Annotated in this window: 20 protein-coding genes; 9 read left to right on the top strand and 11 right to left on the bottom strand. The window is 76.0% G+C overall.

Annotated elements, in window-relative coordinates; translation table 11 throughout:
* Positions 1-68 precede the first annotated feature (68 nt).
* A complete protein-coding gene (locus tag ACLWS4_RS30070; RefSeq protein WP_416875764.1) occupies positions 69-1,289 on the top strand; it encodes a sensor histidine kinase in 1,221 nt (406 codons plus the stop codon).
* Positions 1,274-1,921 carry a response regulator gene (locus ACLWS4_RS30065; RefSeq protein WP_387829590.1) on the top strand — a complete coding sequence of 216 codons (648 nt, stop codon included), beginning with the start codon at positions 1,274-1,276 and terminating at the stop codon, positions 1,919-1,921. The genes ACLWS4_RS30070 and ACLWS4_RS30065 overlap by 16 nt, the downstream gene beginning before the upstream one ends.
* Positions 1,922-1,946: 25 nt before the next feature.
* Here ACLWS4_RS30065 and ACLWS4_RS30060 read toward each other — a convergent pair whose 3' ends face one another.
* The 5 genes from ACLWS4_RS30060 to ACLWS4_RS30040 form a co-directional block, all read right to left on the bottom strand.
* Entirely contained in the window at positions 1,947-2,453 is a 507-nt protein-coding gene (locus tag ACLWS4_RS30060; protein WP_147409341.1) for a hypothetical protein, read from the bottom strand.
* 48 nt (positions 2,454-2,501) lie between these two features.
* The gene (locus tag ACLWS4_RS30055) at positions 2,502-2,987 is read right to left on the bottom strand and encodes a hypothetical protein (RefSeq protein ID WP_416875763.1); all 486 of its coding nucleotides are present in this window, start codon (positions 2,985-2,987) and stop codon (positions 2,502-2,504) included.
* A complete protein-coding gene (locus ACLWS4_RS30050; protein WP_416875762.1) occupies positions 2,984-3,793 on the bottom strand; it encodes a class I SAM-dependent methyltransferase in 810 nt (269 codons plus the stop codon). The genes ACLWS4_RS30055 and ACLWS4_RS30050 overlap by 4 nt, the downstream gene beginning before the upstream one ends.
* Positions 3,790-4,569 (bottom strand): DUF2071 domain-containing protein, encoded by a 780-nt coding sequence (locus ACLWS4_RS30045; RefSeq protein ID WP_416875761.1) that lies wholly within the window; start codon positions 4,567-4,569, stop codon positions 3,790-3,792. The genes ACLWS4_RS30050 and ACLWS4_RS30045 overlap by 4 nt, the downstream gene beginning before the upstream one ends.
* Before the next feature lie 348 nt (positions 4,570-4,917).
* Positions 4,918-5,913, bottom strand: a complete 996-nt coding sequence (locus tag ACLWS4_RS30040; RefSeq protein ID WP_387974098.1) for a hypothetical protein — start codon at positions 5,911-5,913, stop codon at positions 4,918-4,920.
* A gap of 351 nt (positions 5,914-6,264) precedes the next feature.
* Here ACLWS4_RS30040 and ACLWS4_RS30035 point away from each other — a divergent pair, with 351 nt between their 5' ends.
* Positions 6,265-6,945 carry a hypothetical protein gene (locus ACLWS4_RS30035; RefSeq protein ID WP_181970893.1) on the top strand — a complete coding sequence of 227 codons (681 nt, stop codon included), beginning with the start codon at positions 6,265-6,267 and terminating at the stop codon, positions 6,943-6,945.
* On the opposite strand, the gene uppS is transcribed toward ACLWS4_RS30035, so the two are convergent.
* The gene (uppS, locus tag ACLWS4_RS30030) at positions 6,890-8,635 is read right to left on the bottom strand and encodes a polyprenyl diphosphate synthase (RefSeq protein WP_416875760.1); all 1,746 of its coding nucleotides are present in this window, start codon (positions 8,633-8,635) and stop codon (positions 6,890-6,892) included. The genes ACLWS4_RS30035 and uppS overlap by 56 nt on opposite strands.
* A 171-nt stretch (positions 8,636-8,806) precedes the next feature.
* Positions 8,807-9,397, bottom strand: coding sequence for a cysteine hydrolase family protein (locus ACLWS4_RS30025; protein ID WP_380741531.1), 591 nt, complete (start codon positions 9,395-9,397; stop codon positions 8,807-8,809).
* A 165-nt stretch (positions 9,398-9,562) separates the two neighbouring features.
* On the opposite strand from ACLWS4_RS30025, the gene ACLWS4_RS30020 reads away from it, so the two are divergent.
* Positions 9,563-10,612, top strand: a complete 1,050-nt coding sequence (locus tag ACLWS4_RS30020) for a GlxA family transcriptional regulator (protein WP_380741530.1) — start codon at positions 9,563-9,565, stop codon at positions 10,610-10,612.
* Here ACLWS4_RS30020 and ACLWS4_RS30015 read toward each other — a convergent pair.
* Positions 10,593-12,047: a sensor histidine kinase gene (locus tag ACLWS4_RS30015; RefSeq protein WP_416875792.1), complete on the bottom strand. Its 1,455-nt coding sequence runs from the start codon at positions 12,045-12,047 to the stop codon at positions 10,593-10,595. The two genes, ACLWS4_RS30020 and ACLWS4_RS30015, sit on opposite strands and share 20 nt — an antisense overlap.
* 53 nt (positions 12,048-12,100) lie before the next feature.
* Entirely contained in the window at positions 12,101-12,817 is a 717-nt protein-coding gene (locus tag ACLWS4_RS30010; protein ID WP_380741528.1) for a response regulator transcription factor, read from the bottom strand.
* 227 nt (positions 12,818-13,044) lie between these two features.
* On the opposite strand from ACLWS4_RS30010, the gene ACLWS4_RS30005 reads away from it, so the two are divergent.
* From ACLWS4_RS30005 to ACLWS4_RS29995, 3 genes are all read left to right on the top strand, one after another.
* Positions 13,045-14,424: a ferric reductase-like transmembrane domain-containing protein gene (locus tag ACLWS4_RS30005; RefSeq protein ID WP_416875759.1), complete on the top strand. Its 1,380-nt coding sequence runs from the start codon at positions 13,045-13,047 to the stop codon at positions 14,422-14,424.
* A 92-nt stretch (positions 14,425-14,516) separates the two neighbouring features.
* Positions 14,517-14,987, top strand: a complete 471-nt coding sequence (locus ACLWS4_RS30000; protein WP_388052154.1) for an FMN-binding protein — start codon at positions 14,517-14,519, stop codon at positions 14,985-14,987.
* Positions 14,988-15,019: 32 nt separating this feature from the next.
* Positions 15,020-15,772 carry an FAD:protein FMN transferase gene (locus ACLWS4_RS29995; RefSeq protein ID WP_387829685.1) on the top strand — a complete coding sequence of 251 codons (753 nt, stop codon included), beginning with the start codon at positions 15,020-15,022 and terminating at the stop codon, positions 15,770-15,772.
* Between the two features lie 83 nt (positions 15,773-15,855).
* Here the strand turns inward: ACLWS4_RS29995 and ACLWS4_RS29990 are convergent, their stop codons facing one another.
* Entirely contained in the window at positions 15,856-16,881 is a 1,026-nt protein-coding gene (locus ACLWS4_RS29990) for a hypothetical protein (protein ID WP_416875758.1), read from the bottom strand.
* Between the two features lie 168 nt (positions 16,882-17,049).
* On the opposite strand from ACLWS4_RS29990, the gene ACLWS4_RS29985 reads away from it, so the two are divergent.
* Positions 17,050-18,366, top strand: coding sequence for a sensor domain-containing protein (locus ACLWS4_RS29985; RefSeq protein WP_416875757.1), 1,317 nt, complete (start codon positions 17,050-17,052; stop codon positions 18,364-18,366).
* The gene (locus ACLWS4_RS29980; RefSeq protein WP_380741524.1) at positions 18,354-19,007 is read left to right on the top strand and encodes a response regulator; all 654 of its coding nucleotides are present in this window, start codon (positions 18,354-18,356) and stop codon (positions 19,005-19,007) included. The genes ACLWS4_RS29985 and ACLWS4_RS29980 overlap by 13 nt, the downstream gene beginning before the upstream one ends.
* A gap of 5 nt (positions 19,008-19,012) precedes the next feature.
* Here the strand turns inward: ACLWS4_RS29980 and ACLWS4_RS29975 are convergent, their stop codons facing one another.
* A complete protein-coding gene (locus ACLWS4_RS29975; protein ID WP_416875756.1) occupies positions 19,013-21,145 on the bottom strand; it encodes a DEAD/DEAH box helicase in 2,133 nt (710 codons plus the stop codon).
* Between the last annotated feature and the right edge of the window lie 42 nt (positions 21,146-21,187).

Here is a 21,187-nt window from a genome sequence, read left to right as displayed (position 1 = left end):
CGGGCACCACCGGGAAGGTAGTGCCTGCACTACCCCGCCCGACGGACCACCCCACTATCGTTCTTCGCATGCGTCCGAGAACGGCATGGCAGGCGATGGCCCAACGGCCGTTGAGCTTCCTCGGCTCCGCGTGGCCGTGGCGTTCGCTGGCGTACCTGGCCAGCGGGGTGCTGGTGGGGGCCGCGGCGCTGGTCGTGCTGGCCGCCGGCCTGGTGGCGGGGGCGGTGCTGCTGGTGGTGCTGGTCGGGGTGGCGCCGCTGGTCGGGGTGGTGCTGTCGGCGGTGGCGGTCGCCGCCGTCGAGCGGTGGCGGCTGCGGCTGGTGGACCTGGACCCGGCCGAGGACCCGCACCGGGCGCCGGACGCCCCGGGGCCGCGCGCCTGGGCGGCCACCCGGCTGACCGAACCGGTGACTTGGCGCGAACTGGGCTTCACCCTGCTCTCGGCCGCCGCGCTGTGGTGGCTGGACCTGCTGGTGCTGTTCTTCTCCTTCGGGGTGCCTGCGCTCTGTTTCTCGTCGCTCGACGGCGCCACCTGGCCGTGGTCGGCCTTCGGGGCCCTCGTGCTGCTCGCCTCGCCGTACACGGTGACCTCCTGGGCGGGCGCCCGCGCGGCCCTCGCCCGCACCCTGCTCGCCCCGCGCGACGCGGAGTTGGGCGCGCGGCTGCGGGAGGTGAAGGCCTCCCGGGCGCGGCTGGTGGACGCCTTCGACGCCGAGCGGCAGCGGATCGAGCGGGACCTGCACGACGGCGCGCAGCAGCAGCTGGTCTCGCTGGGGATGACCCTCGGGCTGATGCACCTGGACGTCCCGCCGGGCTCGCCGCTCGGCCCGCAGCTGGCCCGGGCGCAGGAGCAACTCGGCACCGCGCACGAGGAGTTGCGCCGGATCGTACGCGGCCTCAACCCTCCGGTGCTGGCCGACCACGGGCTGGCCGCCGCCGTCCGGGAGCAGGCCGGACGGTTCCCGATCCCGGTCACCGTCGACCTGGACCTGCCCGTCCGGCTGCCCCGGCAGCTGGAGACCGGCGTCTACTACCTGATCAGCGAGGCGATGACCAACATCGCCCGCCACAGCGGCGCCGGCCGCGCCCGGGTCTCCGGCCGCTACCACGCGGACCTGCTCGTCCTGGAGATCGCCGACGACGGCCGCGGCGGCGCGGACCCGGCGCTCGGCAGCGGGCTGACCGGGCTCGCCGACCGCCTCACCGCCGTCGACGGCCGGATGCGGGTGTCCAGCCCGGCCGGCGGCCCGACCCTGCTCCACGTGGAGATACCGTGCCGCTTCGGGTGATCGTCGCCGAGGACGCCGTCCTGCTCCGCGAGGGACTGGTCGGCCTGCTGCACCGCTTCGGGCACCACGTCCTCGCCGCCGTCGGCGACGCGGACGCCCTGGCCGCCGCCGTGCGCACGCAGCGGCCCGACCTCGTGGTCACGGACGTCCGGATGCCCCCGGACCACCGCGACGACGGCCTGCGCGCCGCCGTCCGGCTGCGCCGGGAGTACCCCGGGCTGCCGGTGGTGGTGCTCAGCCAGTACGTCGAACAGTCCTACGCGACACGACTGTTGGACTCGGACGGCGGACGGGCCGTCGGCTACCTCCTGAAGGAGCGGGTGGGCGCGGTGGCCGACTTCATGGCCGGCCTGGAACGGGTGGCCGGCGGCGGGACGGTGGTGGACCGGGAGGTGGTCCAGCAGCTGGTCCGGCTGCGGCACGACCCGCTGGAGCGCCTCAGCGCCCGCGAGCGCGAGGTGCTGGCGCTGATGGCCCAGGGCCGCTCCAACGCCACGCTCGCGGCGGAACTCTTCATCAGCGACGCGGCGGTGAACAAGCACATCGGCAACATCTTCGCCAAGCTGGACCTGCCGGTGGACGTGGACGGCCACCGGCGGGTCCTGGCGGTGCTGCGCTACCTGGGGGCGTGAGGGCCGCGGGGGCGGTGCGGCCGGCTCAGCCGGTGGGCGGCTTGGTGCCGTTGGGCCAGACGCAGGGGGACTCGAAGCCGACGACCAGCGTGGTGGGCCAGTTGTCGCCGTCCGAGATGGAGGCCTTGAAGCCGTTGTCCGGGTTGGTGAGGACGATCACGCCGGGCCTGCTGTCGGTGACCTTGAACCCGGCCACGACGAGGTGGCCGCGGAAGGTGTCGAAGATCGTGTCGTGGTGGTCGGCCGGGATGTCCCGCAGGAAGCGGTACGTCACGGCCTTGACCCGGCCGTCCGGTTCCGAGGGGGCGTCCTTCTTGAAGCACTTCTCCTCGGCGTCCCGGTCGACGACCGGCGAGATCGGCTTCGGGAAGGCGAGGAAGATCTCGGTGAAGTACGTGTCGGTCTTCTGCTTGGCCTGGGCGCTGGTCAGCGGGGCGTCGGCCGAACCGGAGCAGGAGGTGGCCGCCAGCAGGACGACGCCGGCCGACAGGGCCGACCGCACGGCGCGAGCACGGGGGAAAGCAACGGTCACCGCATGATCCTTGAGGGGTTGTGTGGGCTGCCGGGGTCGGGACTGATCCTAGACCGTGTGCCAGAGGGCGGCCGCGAAGACCGCCGTCACCCAGGTCCACAGGACGGAGAGGCCGAGGTGCGCGACCGTGCGCAGGCGGTCGCCGCGCCACAGGCGGGGCGAGAAGTAGGCGAACTCGAAGAGCCAGCGCAGGCCCCAGAAGAGGGTCTGGCCGGCCAGCAGGGCGGTGCCGAGCCGGCCGCCGGCGAGCAGGTCGGGGGCCAGGCAGAGCGGGAGCAGGCCGAGCAGCGCGCAGGCGAGGCCGATGAAGAAGAGGTGGGCGTAGGAGACCTGGCGGGTCAGCAGGGTGGTGCCGGCGAGGTCGGCGGGCCAGCCGATGGCGCGGGGCAGGACGGCGTGGACCAGGCCGGCGGTCACGAGGGCGGCGCCGACCAGGCGCAACTGGGCTTCGAGGGTGAGGAGTCCGGGCGTACCGGTCAGTTCGGCCAGTACGGTCAGCTCGGCCAGTCCGGTCGGTCCGGTCGGCCCGGTCATGAGGCGGGCTTCCGGAGGGCGAAGGCGGTGACCAGGCCGGCGATCCGGCGTTCGGCGGCCGGGCGCAGGCCCGCCTCGGCGGCGTGCCGGAGCCAGGTGGCCCGGGGCAGGAAGTGCCAGGCGCCGGGGCCGTAGACGGCGGTGTTGGCGGCGTCCCGCAGGTGCTCGACCAGCAGCAGGGTGCCGCCGGGGCGCAGGGTGCGGGCGGCTTCGGCGAACAGGGCGGTGCGGTCGGCGGGGCGGCGTAGTTCGTGGGCGGCGAAGACGGCGAACACGGTGTCCAGGGTGCCCGTCGCGGCGGGCAGGGCGTCCGGCCGGGACGGGATGCCGCCGGGGGCGGGCGGGGCGTGGCGGCGGGCGCGGCGGATCGAGCCGCTGGAGGTCAGCGCCGGGTCGTACAGGTCGGCGAGCCGTCCGCGGGCCCCGGGGTGGCGGGCGGCGAGCGGGCGGCCGGCCTCGTCCAGGCCGGTGCTGATCACCAGGTGGTCGCCGGGGCCGTCGGGCAGCAGGGCGGGCAGCCAGTCGTAGCTGTGGAGCCCGGAGCGGTCGTAGACGCACCAGGTGGCGAGGGTGCCGAGGGCGAGGTACCCGGCGGCGGTGGCGGCGGCCGCCCGGGCGAGCGCGGCGGCGGGGCCCGGCAACCGGCGGGCCAGCACCCCGCCGGCGACGACGGTGAACGCGCCGGCGGCGTACATCGGCCAGTTGTAGCGGACGACCTCGCGCACACCCGACGGGCGGGGGCCGTCCGGGACGGGACCGGGGACGGGAGCGGCGACGGGGGCGGCGGAGGCGGCGGGTGCGGTCATCGGGCGGCTCCGGTGAGGGTGCGGCGCTCCCCGGCGTGCCAGCCGTAGTCGAGGCCGGCGACGTGGAAGGCGTTGGCGAGCACCGGCCGGCTGCCGGCCAGCGGGCCGTGGTCGAAGAAGGTGAGCCGGGGCACCTCGACGGCCACCGGGGCGGGTTCCCAGTGGGCGCGGGTGGCCTTGACCACGATCATCGACCGGGTCTGCGGCTCGTACTCGAAGGTGTAGGGCAGCGGGCCGGCGAAGCGGCGCGCGGCGCGGGCGTCCGCGAACGGGCTGCCCGGCGGGAGGGCGGCGGGGGCGCTGCCAAGGTCGGCGCGCACGTGCAGGTCGGCGCGGCCGTCGCCGCTGACCACCTTGAACTCCAGGGTCCCGTCGACCACCCGGGTGCCGATCCGGGCGTGCCGGTAGTGGTAGCGGGAGAAGGCGTTGCCGCCGAGCGCCATCATCCGGCTGTCGGTGTCGGAGCGCAGGATGCGCAGGCCGCGCATGGTGCGGCCGCCGGGGGTCGGGAAGCGGGTGAAGACCCGGTAGCCGGTCAGGATGAAGTCCCGGCCGAGGCGGGCGGGCAGGGCGGCCGGGCGCAGTGCCCGGGTGTCCACGACGGCGGCGGCCACGAAGCCGTGCTCGGTGCCGTCGGGGTCGGTGTAGGTGTCGAGGGCGAGGCCGGGCGGCACCAGCGGGGCGAGCAGGCGGGGCGGCAGGGCGTAGGTGAGGACGAGCGAGTGCGCGAAGCGGGTGCGCATCGCGAAGGGGTGGCGTTGCAGCAGGTGTCGCACGGTCGACTCCGTGGTCGGGTAGGGGGGTTCGGAGCGTGACGGGGCAGCGCGGGACCGCCCTTCGCCGCAGGCCGCGGCGGGGTGTTCTCGCGCATCCTCATCATGGCGCACGACTTTGAACGTGTTCAACTCGGGGCTTGGAGGGGTGGGCGGGGTACGCGAACGCCCGGGGCCCGCGCTGCGCGAGCGCGGGCCCCGGGCGTGGCGGAGGCGGGGTCAGGGTGTGGCGGAGGCGGGGTCAGGGTGTGGCGGGGAAGGGCCCCGGGCGTGGCGGAGGCGGGGTCAGGGTGTGGCGGAGGCGGGGTCAGGGTGTGGCGGAGGCGGGGTCAGGGCGTGGCGGAGACGGGGTCAGGCCGGGTCGTCCTCGGGGTCCGGGGCCGGGACGCGGCCGGCCAGCAGGGCGTGGCCGAGCGCGGTGGGGCGGTGGGTAACGGAGCGACCGGTGCGGTCCTTGGTGGTCAGCCCGGAGTCGGCCAGGACGGTCGCGTGCTCGCTCGCGGAGGCGGTGGAGATGTTGAGATGACCCGCCAGGTCCTTGGTGGAGCAGGGCCCGTGGGCCGCGATGGCCTCCAGGGCGGCGGCCCTGGTCTGCCCGAGCAGCGCGGTGAGGGTGCGACTGGGGGTCGGCTCGGGCTCGGCGCGCAAGGGACCACCGATCCGGGCGGGGTAGAGGAGCACCGGCTGCTGGGCCGGATCCTCGAACCGGGCGATGACGGGTCGGCGGGGGCCGAACACGCACGGCTGGAGCAGCAGCCCCCGGCCGTCCAGGCGCACGTCGTGCCGGCATCCGCCGGCCAGCGGGAAGCTCAGCACCGGGCGGCGCCAGGACACCGTCGGGTGCAGCGAGCCGAGCACCCGGTCCGGCTCGGCGATCCGGCGCCGGCGCCCGTGCTCGGTGGTGACGATGGTCTCGATCTGCCGCCGGTACGGGTCGATCGCCCGGGTCTGGTAGTCGGCGGTGACGTTGCCCAGTAGCCTGCGGGCCCGGCGGTCGCCGGCCGCGACGCCCCGGGCGAAGGCGCTCAACTGCCGCTCCCCGCCGACCGAGCGCAGGTGGTCGCGCAGCGGCGCCTCGGGCGCCTGGGCGGTGGCGCTCTCGGTGGCGCCCGGGTCGCGCCGCACCGCGAGGAACTCCGGGATCGCCGTGGGGGTGTAGAGGTCGAAGAGCAGCGCGGTGCGCGGGTTCCAGGAGGCCCGCAGCTGCTCGCGCCAGGCCTGGAAGCGCGGGTCGCGCACCCCGCTGACCAGGGCGTGCACGCTCAGGGAGAGCTCCATCGACATGTCGGGGCGCTCCGCCACCCGGAGCCGCTCCAGGTCGTCCGTACCGAAGAAGATTCGCAGCACGGTCGCGATCGTCGCCCGGATACGGCACCGCCGCAAGACCGTTCGGCGAGAACCGAATCCATTGCCGGGCGGGCCGCCGTCCGGCGAGCATCGGGCTGTCGGCCGGCCCGGATTCAGGGCTCTCGGGCGGGAGGCCCGAGAGCCGGACCGGACACCCGGCGGACACCCGGCGGGCACCCGGCGGGCGGCCGTCCCGGGGGGGCTTCCGTGCCCGGACGAACCACCCCGGCCCGCTCCCCGCTCCCCCCGCACGAGTGGTTTCGTCCCCCGCCTCGGCCCCGGAGACGGTCGGTGGACGGATGATCGCTTCCGGGGCCGTACCGGGCGGCCAGGGAAGGACGGTTCGGGACGATGGGCACGACGCGGCGTTCGCTGCTGGGCGCGGCGCTGGGCGCCCCGCTACTGGGGTGGCTCACCGGGACGGCGGCCGGTGCCGTTGACGGCGGCACCGACCGCACCGGGAGTCTGGGCACGCTCTCCGACGGCTGGGTGGAGGTGCGCTGGACCCCGGAGGCACAGGCCCAGCTGGACCGCTTCCACGCGATGGTGGACGTCGTCGCCCCGGCGCGCATGGTGCTGGACCAACGGGGCCCGGCGGTCCACCTGCCGATCCGCTCCGCCGTGGGCGACCCGTCCCTCGCCAACCCGCCGAAGGCGCACGGCGACGGGGCGCTGGACGGCGGGGTCTCCGTCCGCACCTCCAAGGGCGACTACCGGGTGGTCAACCTGTCCGGTGCGATCAAGGACGGCCTGGGCTCGGGCCGGTGCGAGGTCAGCGGGGCGGAGATGGGGCACCGCTCGGCCTTCCGCTGCGGCCTCACCGAGGGCAAGCTGACGGCCGATCCGGTGCCGGCCGGGAAGCCGATGAAGGTCCGGCTCAGCGGGGTGCCGCTGCGCCCCACCCAGGAGGCGGTGGACGCGTACACCGCCAACTTCGGTGCGCACCCGGTCACCGTGGACACGGTGCTGGCCTACGTCACGGCCCAGGGGACGTACACCCCTCCTCCGGCCGCCCAGGAGCAGAAGCCGTAGCGGGCCGGTCGCGGCGGGGCGTCCGGGACTGGGCGGGCACGCCGCCGCCGAAGCGCCGCTCGCGCACCGCGTACGCCCGGACCGCCCCGCGCAGCCGGGCCAGGTCGTAGTCCGGCCACGGCGTGGGATCGAACAGCAACTCGGCGTAGGCGAGCTGCCAGGGCAGGAAGTTGCTGATCCGCTGCTCCCCGGAGGTGCGGATCAGCAGGTCCACGTCCGGGAGGTCGGGGGCGTACAGGTGCCGGGCGAGGTCGGCCGGGCCGATCGCCTCCGGGCTGATCCGGCCCGCCACCGCCTCGGCGGCCAGGCCCCGTGCCGCGGCGGCCAGTTCCTCCCGTCCGCCGTAGTCCACGCAGACCGTCAGGGTCAGCGTGCCGTTGTTCGACGTCAGGCTCTCCACCAGCGCGATGGAGGACGCGAGCGACTCCTCCACCCGGTCCCGCCGGCCGCACCAGCGGATCCGTACGCCGAGCGCGTGCAGGCCCTCCGCGCTGCGGGTGAGGCCGTCGGCCAGCGAGTCGAACAGCGCGGTCAGTTCCTCGGGCGGGCGGTCCCAGTTCTCGGTGGAGAAGGCGTACAGGCTCAGGTGGCGGATGCCCAGCCGCAGCGCCGCGTTGACCAGGCGCAGCGCGGCCCGCTGCCCGGCCCGGTGGCCGTGCTGGGCGGGCAGCCGACGGGCCTCGGCCCAGCGGCGGTTACCGTCCATGATCACGGCGACGTGGGCGGGCGCGCCCTCGAGAGGCGCGGGCCGGGCGCGGCGGTGGGGCGTGGTGCCGTCGGAGCTCAGCGGGGTGAGGCCCTCGGTCAGGACGCGTGAGCGCAGCAGGGTCACTTCGTCGTACTGGAGCTGGGCGCCGAGCAGCAAGGTGTGCAGGAACGGACGGCAGCCGGGGGCGGCGAGCCAGGTGGCGGGCAGGGCCTGCTCCAGCAGGCGGTGCAGGTGCCTCTGCTGGCTCTCGACCAGCTCGTCCAGGGCGGTGCGGCGGTCGGGTCGGCGGTCGTCCTGACTCTTGTCCCGGCCGAAGTCGGCGACGTTCAGGCCGAGTCGGCGCAGGTCGTCCCGCGGCAGGTAGCAGCGGCCGGCCGCGAGGTCGAGCGGGAGGTCCTCCAGGATGTCCGCCAGCTGGCAGGCCTCCCCCAGCGCGGACAGCGCGCCCGCCGCCCGCGGGCCCCGCGCGCCCAGCAGCGGGGCCCACAGCTCGGCGACCGTCCCCGCGACGCCCCGCAGGTGGCGGCGCTGGTCCGCGTGGGTCTCGAAGGCGGGCGGGCGGGCGCCGTCGGCCCGGGTGGCGTCCAGGAACTCCTCGACCAGCGCCCGGTCCAGCTCCCAGCGCCGCACGGTGTCGACGAAGGCCCGGCGCAGCGGGTGGTCGCTGCGGCCGGCCGCGAGGTCGGCCAGGGTGTCGGCCCGCCAGCGGGCGAACCGGCGCTCGCGCTCGGCGGGGTCGGCGGCGCCCTGGGCGTCCTCGTCACCGTAGGAGTCGGAGTCGGCAGCGGCGTCGTCGGCGATCCGGTCGGACCGGGAGGCGAAGCCGTTGACGGCGTGGAAGTACGGCCGCACCTCGGGCGGCAGCGTGTCACTGATCGCCCGCAGCGGGGCCTGGTGGGCGGCCACCTCCCGCTCGCAGAGCCGGTACGACTCCGCCAGCTCCGGCGGACCGCCCACCGCTGCCGCCCCGTTCGCCGCCATGCCCGTTCCCCGCCCCTCTCCGCCACCGCGCACCGTGCACCGCTGTTCGCCGTGCACCGTCTGGTCAACGAGGCGGCGGCGGATCGGTGGCGATCCGGGCGGACCCCGGCCGTCGGCCCCGGCTCCGCGCGCGGTCCGGTCCGGTCCGGTCCGGCCTGGCCTGGCCTGGCCTCAGCCGAGGTCGGCCGGGGACTCCACCACCACGCCGTACAGGTCGCCGATCGTCGCCAGCGCCGCGCGGTGGACCTGGGCGGCCGTCAGCCCGGTGCCCGCCGACTCCAGCGGGCGGGTGGCGCAGGCGGCGGCCACGACGGTCGGGCGGTTGCCGCGCAGGAAGGCGCCGGCCGTGGTGAAGGCCACGCACATGTGGGTCATGAACCCGGCGACGACGACGTCCCGGCGGCCGGCGGCGTCGAGCAGTTCGCCCAGCTCGGTGCCGACGAAGGCGTCCGGGGCCTGCTTGACCACCACCCGCTCGCCCTCGGCCGGGGCCACGCTCGGGTGGATCCGCCCGATCTCGGCCCGGATGTCGTACGGGGTGCCCTCGCCGCCGTCGTTGATCACGTGGATCACGGGGGCGCCGGCGTCCCGGGCCCGGGCGAGCAGGTCGGCACCGGCGTCGAGCGCCTCCTGCCAGCCCTCCAGTTCCATCACGCCGCGCACGTAGGTGTTCTGGTAGTCGATCATGATCAGGGTCGCGTCGCCGAGCGCGGCGGGCTGCTCGTCGAGGCCGTTGAGGGTGCGCAGGGTCGTCGTGGGCATGGGGTGCCGCCTTCACGGTCGGGAGTCGGGGATCTCGCAGGTCACACCTGGTGCGGCCGGCTTCGAGAACGCTACGGGCGGCGCTCGGGTGTCGGCAATGTCGCCTAACATGCAGATTCCGACATCGACGGGGAAGAGCGCCCCGGGGAACGAGGGGAGCAGGCAGTGCCCGCACCGGCTGCGCAACGGCTGATCGTCATCGTGCTGTTCGAGGGCGTCGACCTTCTCGACGTGACCGGCCCGCCCGAGGTGTTCTCCCTGGTCCGCCGGGAGACCGACGACGCGACCGGCTACCGGGTCGTCCTCGCCGCCGAGACGGCGGCGCCGGTCACCACCTCGGCGGGCGTGCGCATCCTGCCCGACCTCACCTTCGACGAGGCCGCCCGGAGCCGGATCGACACCCTGCTGGTGCCCGGCTCGGTCGAGGTGGACGAGCGCCGCCGGGTCCGCGCGCTCACCGACCCGGCGGTGGTCGACCGGGTCCGCACCCTGGCCGCCCGCTCGCGCCGGGTGGCGAGCGTCTGCGTCGGCGCGCACCTGCTCGCCGCCGCCGGGCTGCTGGACGGGCGGCGCGCCACCACCCACTGGTCCACGGCCGGCCAACTCGCCGAGGAGCACCCGGAGATCGAGGTCGACCCGGACCCGATCTTCATTCGCGAGGGCGAGGTCTGGACGGGCGCGGGCATCAGCGCCTGCCTGGACCTTTCGCTCGCCCTGGTCGCCGAGGACTTCGGCGAGGAGCTGGCCCTGCGGGTCGCCCGCCAGCTCGTCATGTACCTCAAACGCCCCAGCGGCCAGAGCCAGTTCAGCGTCCCGCTGGAGCCCGTGTCGACCACCCGGCGGATCGAGGAGCTGCGCCACCACATCCTGCGCAACCTCTCCGGGCGGCTCACCGTCCCGGACCTCGCGGCCCACGCCCACGTCAGCGAACGGCAGTTGACCCGGATCTTCAAGACGGAGCTGGGCACCACCCCGAGCGCCTACGTCGAATCGGCCCGGGTCGAACTGGCCCGCCACCGGCTGGAGTCCACCGACGCGACGCTCGAACGCATCGCCACCGCCTGCGGGTTCGGCACCGTCGACACCCTGGTGCGCGCCTTCCGCCGCCGCCTCGGGACGACGCCGACCGACTACCGGCAGCGCTTCCGGACGGCTGCCGCACCCGCCGCGATCCCCACCGCTGCCAGGGCGACCGTCACGGCAGCCGGACGGTGAACTCAGTACGGCCGGGCCGGCTCGCCACCGTCACCGTGCCGCCGTGCGCCCCGACCACGGCCCGGACGATCGCCAGGCCGAGCCCGGTCGAGCCGGTGGCCCGGGAGCGGGCCCGGTCGCCCCGGACGAAGCGCTCGAAGACCCGGTCGGCCAGCTCCGGCGCGATCCCCGGGCCGTCGTCCGTGACGCTCAACTCGACCTGGCCGTCCGCCCGTTCGAGCCGCAGCTCGACCTCGGTGCCGGGCGGGGTGTGGCTCCGGGCGTTGGCCAGCAGGTTGGCCACCACCTGGCTCAGCCGGTGCCCGTCCCCGCGCACCAGCACCGGTTCCTCGGGCAGGACGAGCCGCCAGCGGTGCTCCGGTCCGGCGGCACGGGCGTCGGCCACCGCGTCGAGGGCGGTCCGGGTCAGGTCCACCTCCTCCTCGGCCAGCGGGCGGCCGGCGTCCAGCCGGGCGAGCAGCAGCAGGTCCTCGACGATCGCCCCCATCCGCAGCGCCTCGGCGTCGATCCGCTCCAGCGAGTGCCGCACCTCGGGCGGCACCGGCCCGGGGTGGCGCAGCGCCAGCTCGGCGTGGCCGCGGACCGCCGCGACCGGGGTGCGCAGCTCGTGGCTGGCGTCGGCGGCGAAGCCGCGCAGCCGCTCCTCCACCGCGTGGCGGCGGGCGAGTGCGCCGCCGACGTGCCCGAGCATCCGGTTGAGCGCGGCGCCGACCCGGCCGACCTCGGTGCGCGGGTCGTCGTCGGGCACGCGCTCGGCGAGCATCACCTCGCCGCTGGCGAGCGGCAGCGCGCTGACCCGCTCGGCCATGCCCACCACCCGCCGCAGCGGGCGCAGCGAGACGCCGACCCAGGCGGCCCCGGCAGCACCGGCCGCGGCGACGGAGATCGCGAACACGGTGAGCTCCAGGGTCGCCAGCCGCTCGACGGTGTCCTCGGCCGGGCGCAGCGGCAGACCGCTGACCAGCACGTCGCCGTCCCGCCCGGTGACCGCGCGGACCCGGTAGCGGCCCAGGGCCCGGCCGAGGTCGAGGGTGCGGGCCGGGCCGTCGACGGGCAGGGCGGCCAGCGCGTGCTGCTGGTCGGGGGTGAAGGCGACCCGGTCGTCCTCGTCGCCGGGGCTGTCCACGTCGTCGGCGTCCCCGTCGACCACGCCCGCGGCGGTGACCCGTCCGCCGAGCAGCCGTACGCCGAGGGTGCCGGGGGTCTGGGCCCGGGTGTCGGGGCCGGCGCCCTGGGCGGTGTGCTCCAGGCTCGCGGCGTAGCGTCCGCCGGACTCGGTGAGCTGCTGGTCCAGCCGGTCGACCAGGAAGTGGCGCAGCGCGGCGGTGGTGGCGAGGCCGACGGCGGCGCAGGTGACGACGAGCAGCACCAGCAGTCCGGCGATCAGCCGGGCCCGCAGGGTGCGGGGCACCAGCCGGGCGACGCGGGACCCCAGGCGCTTCGGGTCGCCGGACTTTTGGCGCTTCGCGTCGCCGGCCTGCGCGTCGCTCACGTCGCGGCCTTGATCAGGTAGCCCGCGCCGCGCACCGTGTGGATCATCGGACTGCGCCCGGCGTCCACCTTCTTGCGCAGGTAGCTGATGTACAGCTCCACGATGTGCGCCTGCCCGCCGAAGTCGTACGACCAGACGGCGTCCAGGATCTGCGCCTTGCTGAGCACCTGCCGGGGGTGGCGCATCAGGTGGGCGAGCAGCGCGTACTCGGTGGGGCTGAGCTCGACCGCCTCCCCGCCCCGGGTGACCTCGCGGGCCCGGTCGTCCAGCACCAGGTCGCCGAGCACCAGGGCGTGCGGGGGCGGCTGCCCGGGCACGGCGGGCGGGGCGGCCCGGCGCAGCAGGCCGCGCAGTCGGACCACCACCTCGGCCAGACTGAACGGCTTGGTCACGTAGTCGTCGCCGCCGGCCGCGATGCCGGCGATCCGCTCCTCGACGGCGTCCCGGGCGGTGAGGAAGAGCACCCGCGCCTCGGGCTGCCCGGCGTGGATGCGGCGCAGCACCTCCAGGCCGTCGAGGTCGGGCAGCATCACGTCCAGCACCACGGCGTGCGGCCGCCAGGCCGCGGCGGCCTCGACGGCGGCCAGGCCGGTGGTCGCGCCGCGCGCCTGCCAGCCCTCGTAGCGGACGGCCCCGCACACCACCTCGACCAGGTCCGGTTCGTCGTCGACGACCAGGACCCGCCAGTCCGGGCGGCCGGCGGTCTCGTCCATGGGGGCTCCCTCGGTCTCGTGCTGCGCGGTGCTCATCCTGACCCGCCCCGATGAGAAAGCGCTGAGACCCCGGAAAGTGGTTCGTAGACCATCACACTGCCACTGACCTGCATGAACGCCTTCACGGCGGGTCCCGTCGGCCGGCCGACTCAGAGCCGGCTCAGAGCTTGCGCTGCGATCGTGGGCGGCCCGGCGGTCCTCGCCGCCGGGCGCTGAGGAGGTTCCCGATGAGCACTGCCGCCGCACCGACGTCGCGGCCCGGGCCCCGGCCGGCACCCGACCGCCCGAGGCACCGGGCGGCGCCGCGACCGCCGTTCGCCCTCGACCCGCGCGCGGCGCTCGGCCTGGTCTCCGTGGGCGCGCTCGGCGTGCTCGCGCTGTGGTGGACGGGCACCCCGGCGGTGGTCGGCGCGGCCGACTGGCTGACCGGCGCCGGCCGGATCACCGGGCTGCTGGCCGGCTACGCCGCGCCGGTGCTGCTCCTGCTGATGGCCCGGCTGCCGCCGGTGGAGCGCGGGGTCGGGGCGGACCGGCTGGCGCGCTGGCACGCGTTCGGCGGGCGGTGGATGGTGGCCCTGGTCTCGGTGCACGTGCTGGCGGTCGTCTGGGGCTACGCGCTGACCGACGGGCGCGGGGTGGTCGGCGAGGGCGTGGAGATCGTCTTCCACTACCCCGAGATGGTCAAGGCCGCCCTGGGCACCCTGCTGCTGCTCGGCACCGGCGCCGTCTCCGCCCGGATCGCGCGACGCCGCCTCCCGTACGAGACCTGGTACTACCTGCACCTGGCGACCTACCTCGCGGTGGTGCTGGCCTTCTCCCACCAGCTCGCCACCGGCGCCGACCTGGGCGGCGGCCCCGGCCGGGCCGCCTGGTACGCGCTCTACTTCGGGACGGCGGCGCTGCTCGGCTGGTTCCGGCTGCTGCGGCCGTGGCTGCTCGACCGGCGGCACGGCCTGACCGTCGCCGAGGTACGGCCGGAGGGCCCCGGCGTGGTGTCGCTCTTCCTGACCGGTCGGCGGCTGGACGGACTCCGCGCCGAGCCGGGCCAGTTCTTCCGGCTCCAGTTCCAGGCCCCCGGGCTGCGCTGGGCCGCCAACCCGTACTCGCTGTCCGCGCCGCCCCACCCGCGCTTCCTGCGCTTCACGGTCAAGGACCTCGGCGGGCACAGCGCCGCCGTGGCCGCCCTGCGCCCGGGGACCAGGGTGCGCGCCGAGGGCCCGTACGGGGCGTTCACCGGGCGGCGGCTGCGGCAGCGCCGGGTGCTGCTGCTCGGCGCCGGGGTGGGGATCACCCCGCTGCGCGCCCTGTTCGAGACGCTGCCGGGCGAGCTGACGCTGGTCCAGCGGGCCCGGCGGCCGCAGGACGTGCTGTTCCGGGCGGAACTGGACGATGTCGCCCGGCGGCGCGGTGCGGCGGTGCACGAGCTGCTCGGCTCGCGCGAGCAGGTCGGCGACCTCGGGGCCGCGCTGGCCCGGCTGGTCCCGGACCTCGCCGACCACGAGGTCTACCTGTGCGGCCCGGAGGCGATGGCCGAGGAGGCCGTGCGCGCGCTGCGGGCCGCGGGGGTGCGACGGGGGCGCATCCACCACGAGAGCTTTTCGTTCTGAGCCCGTCCGCCCGCTGAGCCCGTTCGTTCGCCGAGTCCTTCCGCCCGCTGAGCCCGTTCGGCTCGCCAAGCACCTGAGGAGCGTTGATTTCCATGCGCCGAGCCGTCGTCACCAGCGCCGCCACCGCGGCCGGGGTGGTGCTGCTGCTGTCCCTCAAGCCGCACGAGGCGGCCGGGCCCGCCCCGGTGATCGGCTCGGGCGCGGGTACCGGTTCCGGTTCCGATGTCTCGCAGCCGTCGGAGGCCCCAGCACCCTCCTCTTCCGCCTCCGCCGCGGGCACGGGCGCCACCCGGAAGGTCAGCGGCGACACCGTCAACACCCGGTACGGGCCGGTCCAGGTGCAGGTCACCCTGGCCGGCAGCCGGATCACCGCCGTCGACGTGGTCAAGTACCCGAACTCCGAGCGCCGCGACCGCGAGATCAACAGCTCCGCGCTGCCCGTGCTCAACCAGGAGGCGATATCCGCGCAGAGCGCCGCCATCGACGTGGTCAGCGGCGCGACGTACACCAGCGACGGCTACGTCCGCTCCCTGCAGAGCGCCCTCGACCGGGCCAAGGGCTGAGGCGCCCCGTGCTGCGCCACGCCGAGCCCGTGATGGGCACCGTCTTCTCGATCGCCGTCCGCGACCCCGGCCCCGGCACCGCCGCCGCGCTGGAGCGGATCGCCGAACGGCTGCACCGGATCGACGCGGTGTTCTCCACCTACCGGCCGGACAGCGACATCAGCCGCCTCGACCGGGGCGAACTCGCCCTGGACGACTGCGATCCGGAGGTCCGCGCCGTGCTGGCGGCCTGCCGCGACGTGGCCGCCGAGACGGACGGCCACTTCAGCGAGCGGCCGGGCGGGCGGCTGGACCCGAGCGGCTGGGTCAAGGGGTGGGCGGTCGAGCAGGCAGCCGGCCTGCTGCGCTCCTCCGGCGCCCGGCAGTACTGCGTCAGCGGCGGCGGGGACGTGCAGACCGCCGGCGGCCCGTGGCGGATCGGCATCGCCGACCCCCGGCAGCCGGGGCTGCTGGCCGCCGTCCTCGCCGGTGACGACCTCGCCGTGGCCACTTCCGGCACCGCCGAGCGCGGCGCGCACATCCTCGACCCGCACACCGGCCGCCCGGCCCGGGGCCTGGCCTCGCTCACCCTGGTCGGCGCCCCGGGCACCGGCATCGCCCGCACCGACGCCTGGGCCACCGCCGCGTTCGCGATGGGCCCGGACCGCGCCCTCGCCTGGGCCGCCCGCCGACCCGGCATCGAGGCCCTGGCCGTCCTGCCGGATGGCTCGAAGCGCTGGACGCCGGGCCTGCCCGGGCACCTCCCGGCGAGCGGTCCGGCGGACTGGCGGGCCGCCGTCGGCTGACCGCGGCCGCCCCGAGAACGCTCGTTCCGCATACGGAACGCCCGTTCCCGGGAATACCCGTTCCCGGGAATACCCGTTCCGGCCTACGCCCGCTCCTGCCGCGCCGCCCGCCAGGCCTCCCAGGCGACCAGCGGCGCGAGGTACGACCAGCGCCGCGAGCCGTCCGGGCAGGTGCCGCCCTCGACCAGCTCGGAGACCGTACGGCGGGTGAAGGGCACCCAGACGGCCATGTCGTGCTCGAAGCTGCTGTGGCAGGCCTCGCGGCGGCGGTCGATCCCGGCCGCGTCGAGCCGGGACCGGACGGTGGCCACCAGCGTGTAGCAGGAGGCCGGCTCGCTCCAGCCCAGCCAGGTGATCACGGCCGGCCCGACGTCGTCCGGCAGCAGCCCCAGTTCCTCCTCCAGCGCCCGCCGGACCAGCCCGTAGAAGTCCTCGGCGGCGCCGGGCTCGTCGCGGTACTTCATCGTCTCGTTGATCCCGACCGTCCACTGCGCCGGGAAGGTGTTGACCGCCAGCGAGCGGCGGAGCAGCAGCAGCCGGCCCAGCCGGTCCCGCACCGCGACGCAGGCGCTGACCATCGTGGGCGGGGCGACGGCCACGAAGCTCGTCAGTCCCTCGTCCAGGGCCGCGCGCAGCAGCCGGGCCGCCGCCGGGTCCTCCCGGCCCAGCCGGGTGGTGGCCATGCACTCCGCGTAGTCGCTCTCGGCGATGTCCACCTCGCAGACCCGCGCGCCGCCGTGCTCGCCGTGATCGACCGTCAGCCGCGAGATGTACGCCGTCCGGCCCGCCGCACCGGCCGCCCGCTGGCGCGCCACCTCCTCGGCCCACCCGGCCGCGTCCAGCGCGTGCGGGCGCTCCACCCGCCCGCGGTGCGCCGTCACCAGCGTGCCCGGCACCAGCGGCCGGGCCACGGACCAGGTGATCAGCGGCGCCAGCCCGTCCGCCCGCACGTCGTGCGCCCGGGCCGCCGCCGTCAGGCTCGCCCGCCGGACCCGCGGCACCGGCACCCGGGAGCCGAGCCGGGACCCGCCGAACTTGGCGAAGTCGTACACCAGATTGGTCACCACGCCGAGCAGCAGGGCTCCACCGATCCCCAGCAGCCACTCCATCCCGGTCCCCCACTTCCGCGATCGATCCGCCCATTGTGGAGGCGCCCCGCGTGGCGGCGGAAGGGCCTTCGCCCTCGGGGCGGCCTGCGGAGCGATTCCAGGGCGGTCCCGGGGCCGGTGCTAGGGTGATCGAAAAGTCGGCTCGGGGCTCGGAGGCACTGAACAGTCGTGCGGACGCCGAGGATTGACGGGTCCACGGCCCGGCCGACCGTCCACCCGGGCCGCCCGGGCCCGCGCGCCTTCGCCCGGTCCGCGGCACGCCGCTTCCCCGCCGCCGCCCGCTACCTCCTGCTCTGCCTCGGCACCGGTCTGGCCGCGCTGGTCGGGCTCTGCCTGCTGCTCGTCGTCCTCGCCCTCTGCCTGGTCGGCGTGGGCCTGCCGCTCCTCCCGCCGGCCCTGCGACTGCTGCGCCGCTCCGCCGACTTCCACCGACGCCGGGTCGGCGCCCGGCTCGGCGGCGAGCGGCTGCGCACGCCGTACGGCGACCGGCTGTCCCTACGCGACCCGGCCGTCGGCAAGGACCTGCTCTGGCTGCTCGCCCACGGCACGGCCGGGACGGCCCTGTGCGCCGGCGCCCTCACCCTGTGCAGCCACGCCTTCAACTGGCTGACGGCGCCGGTGTGGTGGCAGCTGCTGCCGGATGAGCGCGGGAAGATCATCCTGCTGACCGTCGACTCCTGGCCGATGGCCGCCGCCGCGGCGCTGGGCGGCATCGGCTACGCCGCCGTCGCCCTGGTCGCGCTGCCGCCGCTCGCCGACCTGCACGCCCGGGCCTCCGGCCGGCTGCTGGTCGCCCGGCCCCGCGTCTCGCTCGCCCACCGCGTCCGGGAGCTGACCACCAGCCGGTCCGAGGCGCTGGACGCCCACGCCGCCGAACTGCGCCGGATCGAACGGGACTTGCACGACGGCGCCCAGGCCAACCTGGTGGCCGTCTCGCTCCGGCTCGGCATGATCCGCCGCGCGCTCGACCAACGCCCCGAGCAGGCCGCCGCGTTGGTGGACTCCACCCAACTCGTCGCCGAACAGGCCCTGGAGTCGCTGCGCACCCTGGTGCGCGGCATCCACCCGCCGCTGCTCGCCGACCGCGGCCTGGCCGAGGCCGTACGGTCGCTCGCCGCCCGCTGCGCCGTACCGACCCGGGTCGAGCTGCACAACTCCGATGCTCCCGTGGGCCATTCCGCCGACCCGCCGCCGCCGCGCGCACCGGCCGCCGCCGAGGCCGCGGCCTACTTCGTGGTCTCCGAGGCGCTCGCCAACGTCGCCCGGCACAGCGGCGCCCGCGGCGCCCTGGTCCGGCTGCGGATCACCACTGCCGCCATCGCCGTCCGGATCGAGGACGACGGCCGGGGCGGCGCCGTCGAGGGCGCCGGAAGCGGGCTGCCCGGACTGCGCCGCCGGGCCGCCGCGTTCGACGGCACCACCCGCCTGTCCAGCCCGCCCGGGGGCCCGACCATCCTGGAAGTGGAGATCCCGTGCGGATCCTGATCGCCGAGGACAACGCCCTGCTCCGCGAGGGCCTGGTCCTGCTGCTGCACAGCGAGGGACACGAGGTGTGCGCGACCGTCGAGCACGGCGACGACCTGCTGCCCGCCCTGCTCGACCACCGCCCCGACGTCGCCGTGGTCGACGTCCGGCTGCCCCCGGACTTCCGCGACGAGGGCCTGCGCGCCGCCGTCGAGGCCCGCCGCCGACTGCCCGCGCTGCCCGTCCTGATCCTCTCCCAGTACGTCGAACGCGCCTACGCCGCCGAGCTGCTCGCCGACAGCGCCACCGGCGTCGGCTACCTCCTCAAGGACCGGGTCGGCCGCGCCGAGGAGTTCCTCCAGGCGCTGCGGCGGGTCGCCGAGGGCGGCACCGCGATGGACCCGGAGGTCATCTCCCAGCTGATGGCCCACCGTACCGGCCCCGACCCGCTGGCCGCCCTCACCCCGCGCGAGCGCGAGGTGCTCGCCCTGATGGCCGAGGGCCACAACAACCCGACCATCGCCCGGCTCCTCTTCCTCGCCGAGAGCTCGGTGAACAAGCACATCGGCAGCATCTTCGGCAAGCTCGGCATGCCCGCCCCCGACACCGGCCACCGCCGGGTCCGTGCCGTCCTCACCTACCTGCGCACGCTCGCCGATTGACGCGTTCAGCCCTCGGCGGCCGCCAGCCGCAGCTGCTCCTCCTCGACGATCAGCGCCGCCAGCGACTGCTCCGACACGTCCACCGCCTCCGGCGTCGACTCCGCCACCTCGCTGCGCCGCGCGTACTCGTCGAACAGCCGGCCCTTCGCCCGCAGCAGGTCCAGCACCCGCTGGTCGACGCTGTCCGCGGCGAGCAGCCGGTGCACCCGTACCCGGCGGACCTGCCCCATCCGGCGCGAGCGGGCCACCGCCTGTTCCTCCAGGGTCGGCTTGACCTGCGGCTCGCACAGGATCACCACCGAGGCCGCCTGGATGTTCAGCCCCACGCCCCCGGCCTGGATCTGGCAGAGCAGCACCGCGTGCCCGGGCGCGGCGCTGAACCCGTCCACCACGTCCTGCCGCCGCGCCGACTCCAGCGAACCGTCGATCGGCCCGAACGCCCGCTGGTCCAGGGCCGTTTGGACGGCCGCCAGGACGTCCCGGAAGAACGAGAAGACCACCACCTTCAGCCCGCCGTCCGCCGCCTCCCGGACGATCTCCAGCAGCCGCCTCAGCTTGGCCGAATCCGCCGGGTCCGCGTACCCGGCGCGGCGCATCGCCGGGAAGTTGCCCGCCGCGACGGCCGACCGGTAGGCGGCGAGGTCGGCGGGCGAGAACTCCTCCCACTCGTCCACGTGCACCACCTCGGGCAGCTCGGTGAGCACGTCCTGCTGGTTGCGGCGCAGGTAGGCCGGGGCGACGGCCTTGCGGAAGGCCGCCGGCCCGGCGGCCGCCGAACCCTGCCGGACCAGCGGCACCAGCGCGGGCTGGAGGTACTCCACCAGGGTGCGGAACTCCTCCACCCGGTTCTCCATCGGCGTCCCGGTGAGGAACAGCACCCGCTCCACCCGCTCCGCCCAGGCCGCCACCGCCCGGGAGCGCTGCGCGGCACGGTTCTTGACGAAGTGCGCCTCGTCCACCACGACCATCCCGACCGCGGCCGACTCCGCCACCTCCGACGCCTCCAGGCGGCGCAGCCCGTCGAAGGTCACCACCGCGACCCCACCGTCCCGGAGCCACTCGGCGAGCGCCGCCTCCCGCTCCGGTCCGTGCACCCGGAACGCCCGCAGGGTGCTGCGCGACTCGACCTCCCGGATCCAGTTGATCAGGACGCTGGCCGGGCAGACCACCAGGAAGTGGGTGCTCCCCCGGGCCCGCAGGTGCGCCAGCACGGCGATCGCCTGCACCGTCTTGCCGAGGCCCATCTCGTCCCCGATGATCACCCGCCGCTGGGCGAGCGCGAACCGCGCCCCGAACGCCTGGTAGCCGCGCAGCGAGACCCGGCAGTGGGCGTCGTCCAGCGGCTCGGCCCGCACCCGGTCCGACAGGTCCTCCGGCAGGAACCCCTCGGCGGCGGCGAGTTCGACCCCGGCCTCCTCGACGATCCCGCCGAGCACGCCGTAGTAGTCGGCCGAGCGGAGCTCGAAGTCCGTCCACGCCTCGACCGGGTCGAGCGGCGGACGCAGCAGGTCGACCGAGGCCTGGGCGAACAGCACCGGGACCTCCCGCGCCGCGAACCCGACCAGCGCCTCCGCCAGGGACTCGACCGCCGCCTGCGCCTGCGCCCGCCGCTCCCGCCCGGCGAACAGCCCGCGCAGCACCCCCCGGGCCGGCCCCGCGGCCGCCACCAGCGGCTCGACCTCGGCCAGGACCCGCTCCGCGGTCTCCCGGGCCCGCCGCGCCTCCGGCCCCGCGGCCACCAGCCGCTGGAGCGCCACGACCAGCGCGGAGCTCATCGCGTCCTGCCGCTCGACGTCCAGCCGCACCGCCACCGTCTGCTCGACCGCCCGGGCGATCTGCCCGGCCGCGGCCAGCGCCTGCGCCGCCGTCTGCGCCCCGACCCCCGGGATCAGCCGCAGCGTGTAGCCGGAGGCCTCCACCACCTGCCGCACCGTCCCCAGCCCGGCCGCCTCCAGCGCCCCGACCCGCAGCCGCCCCTCCGTCACGTCTCGGAGCCGCGCCACCGGGATGGCCCCCAACTCCTCCCGCACCAGCCGGTCCCGGACCCCGACGTACGCCACCCGCACCTGCTCCACGGCCTCCCGGTGGTCCGCCACCACCGCCCCGGCCGCCGCCCGCAACCCCTCCGCCTCGGCCACGACCTCCCCGGCCCGCCGCCCACCCCGCCGCCGCTCCCCCAC

The organism is Kitasatospora sp. SC0581 (assembly GCF_048159585.1).
Classification (GTDB): domain Bacteria; phylum Actinomycetota; class Actinomycetes; order Streptomycetales; family Streptomycetaceae; genus Kitasatospora.
This window is presented reverse-complemented; position numbering and strand designations above follow the sequence as displayed.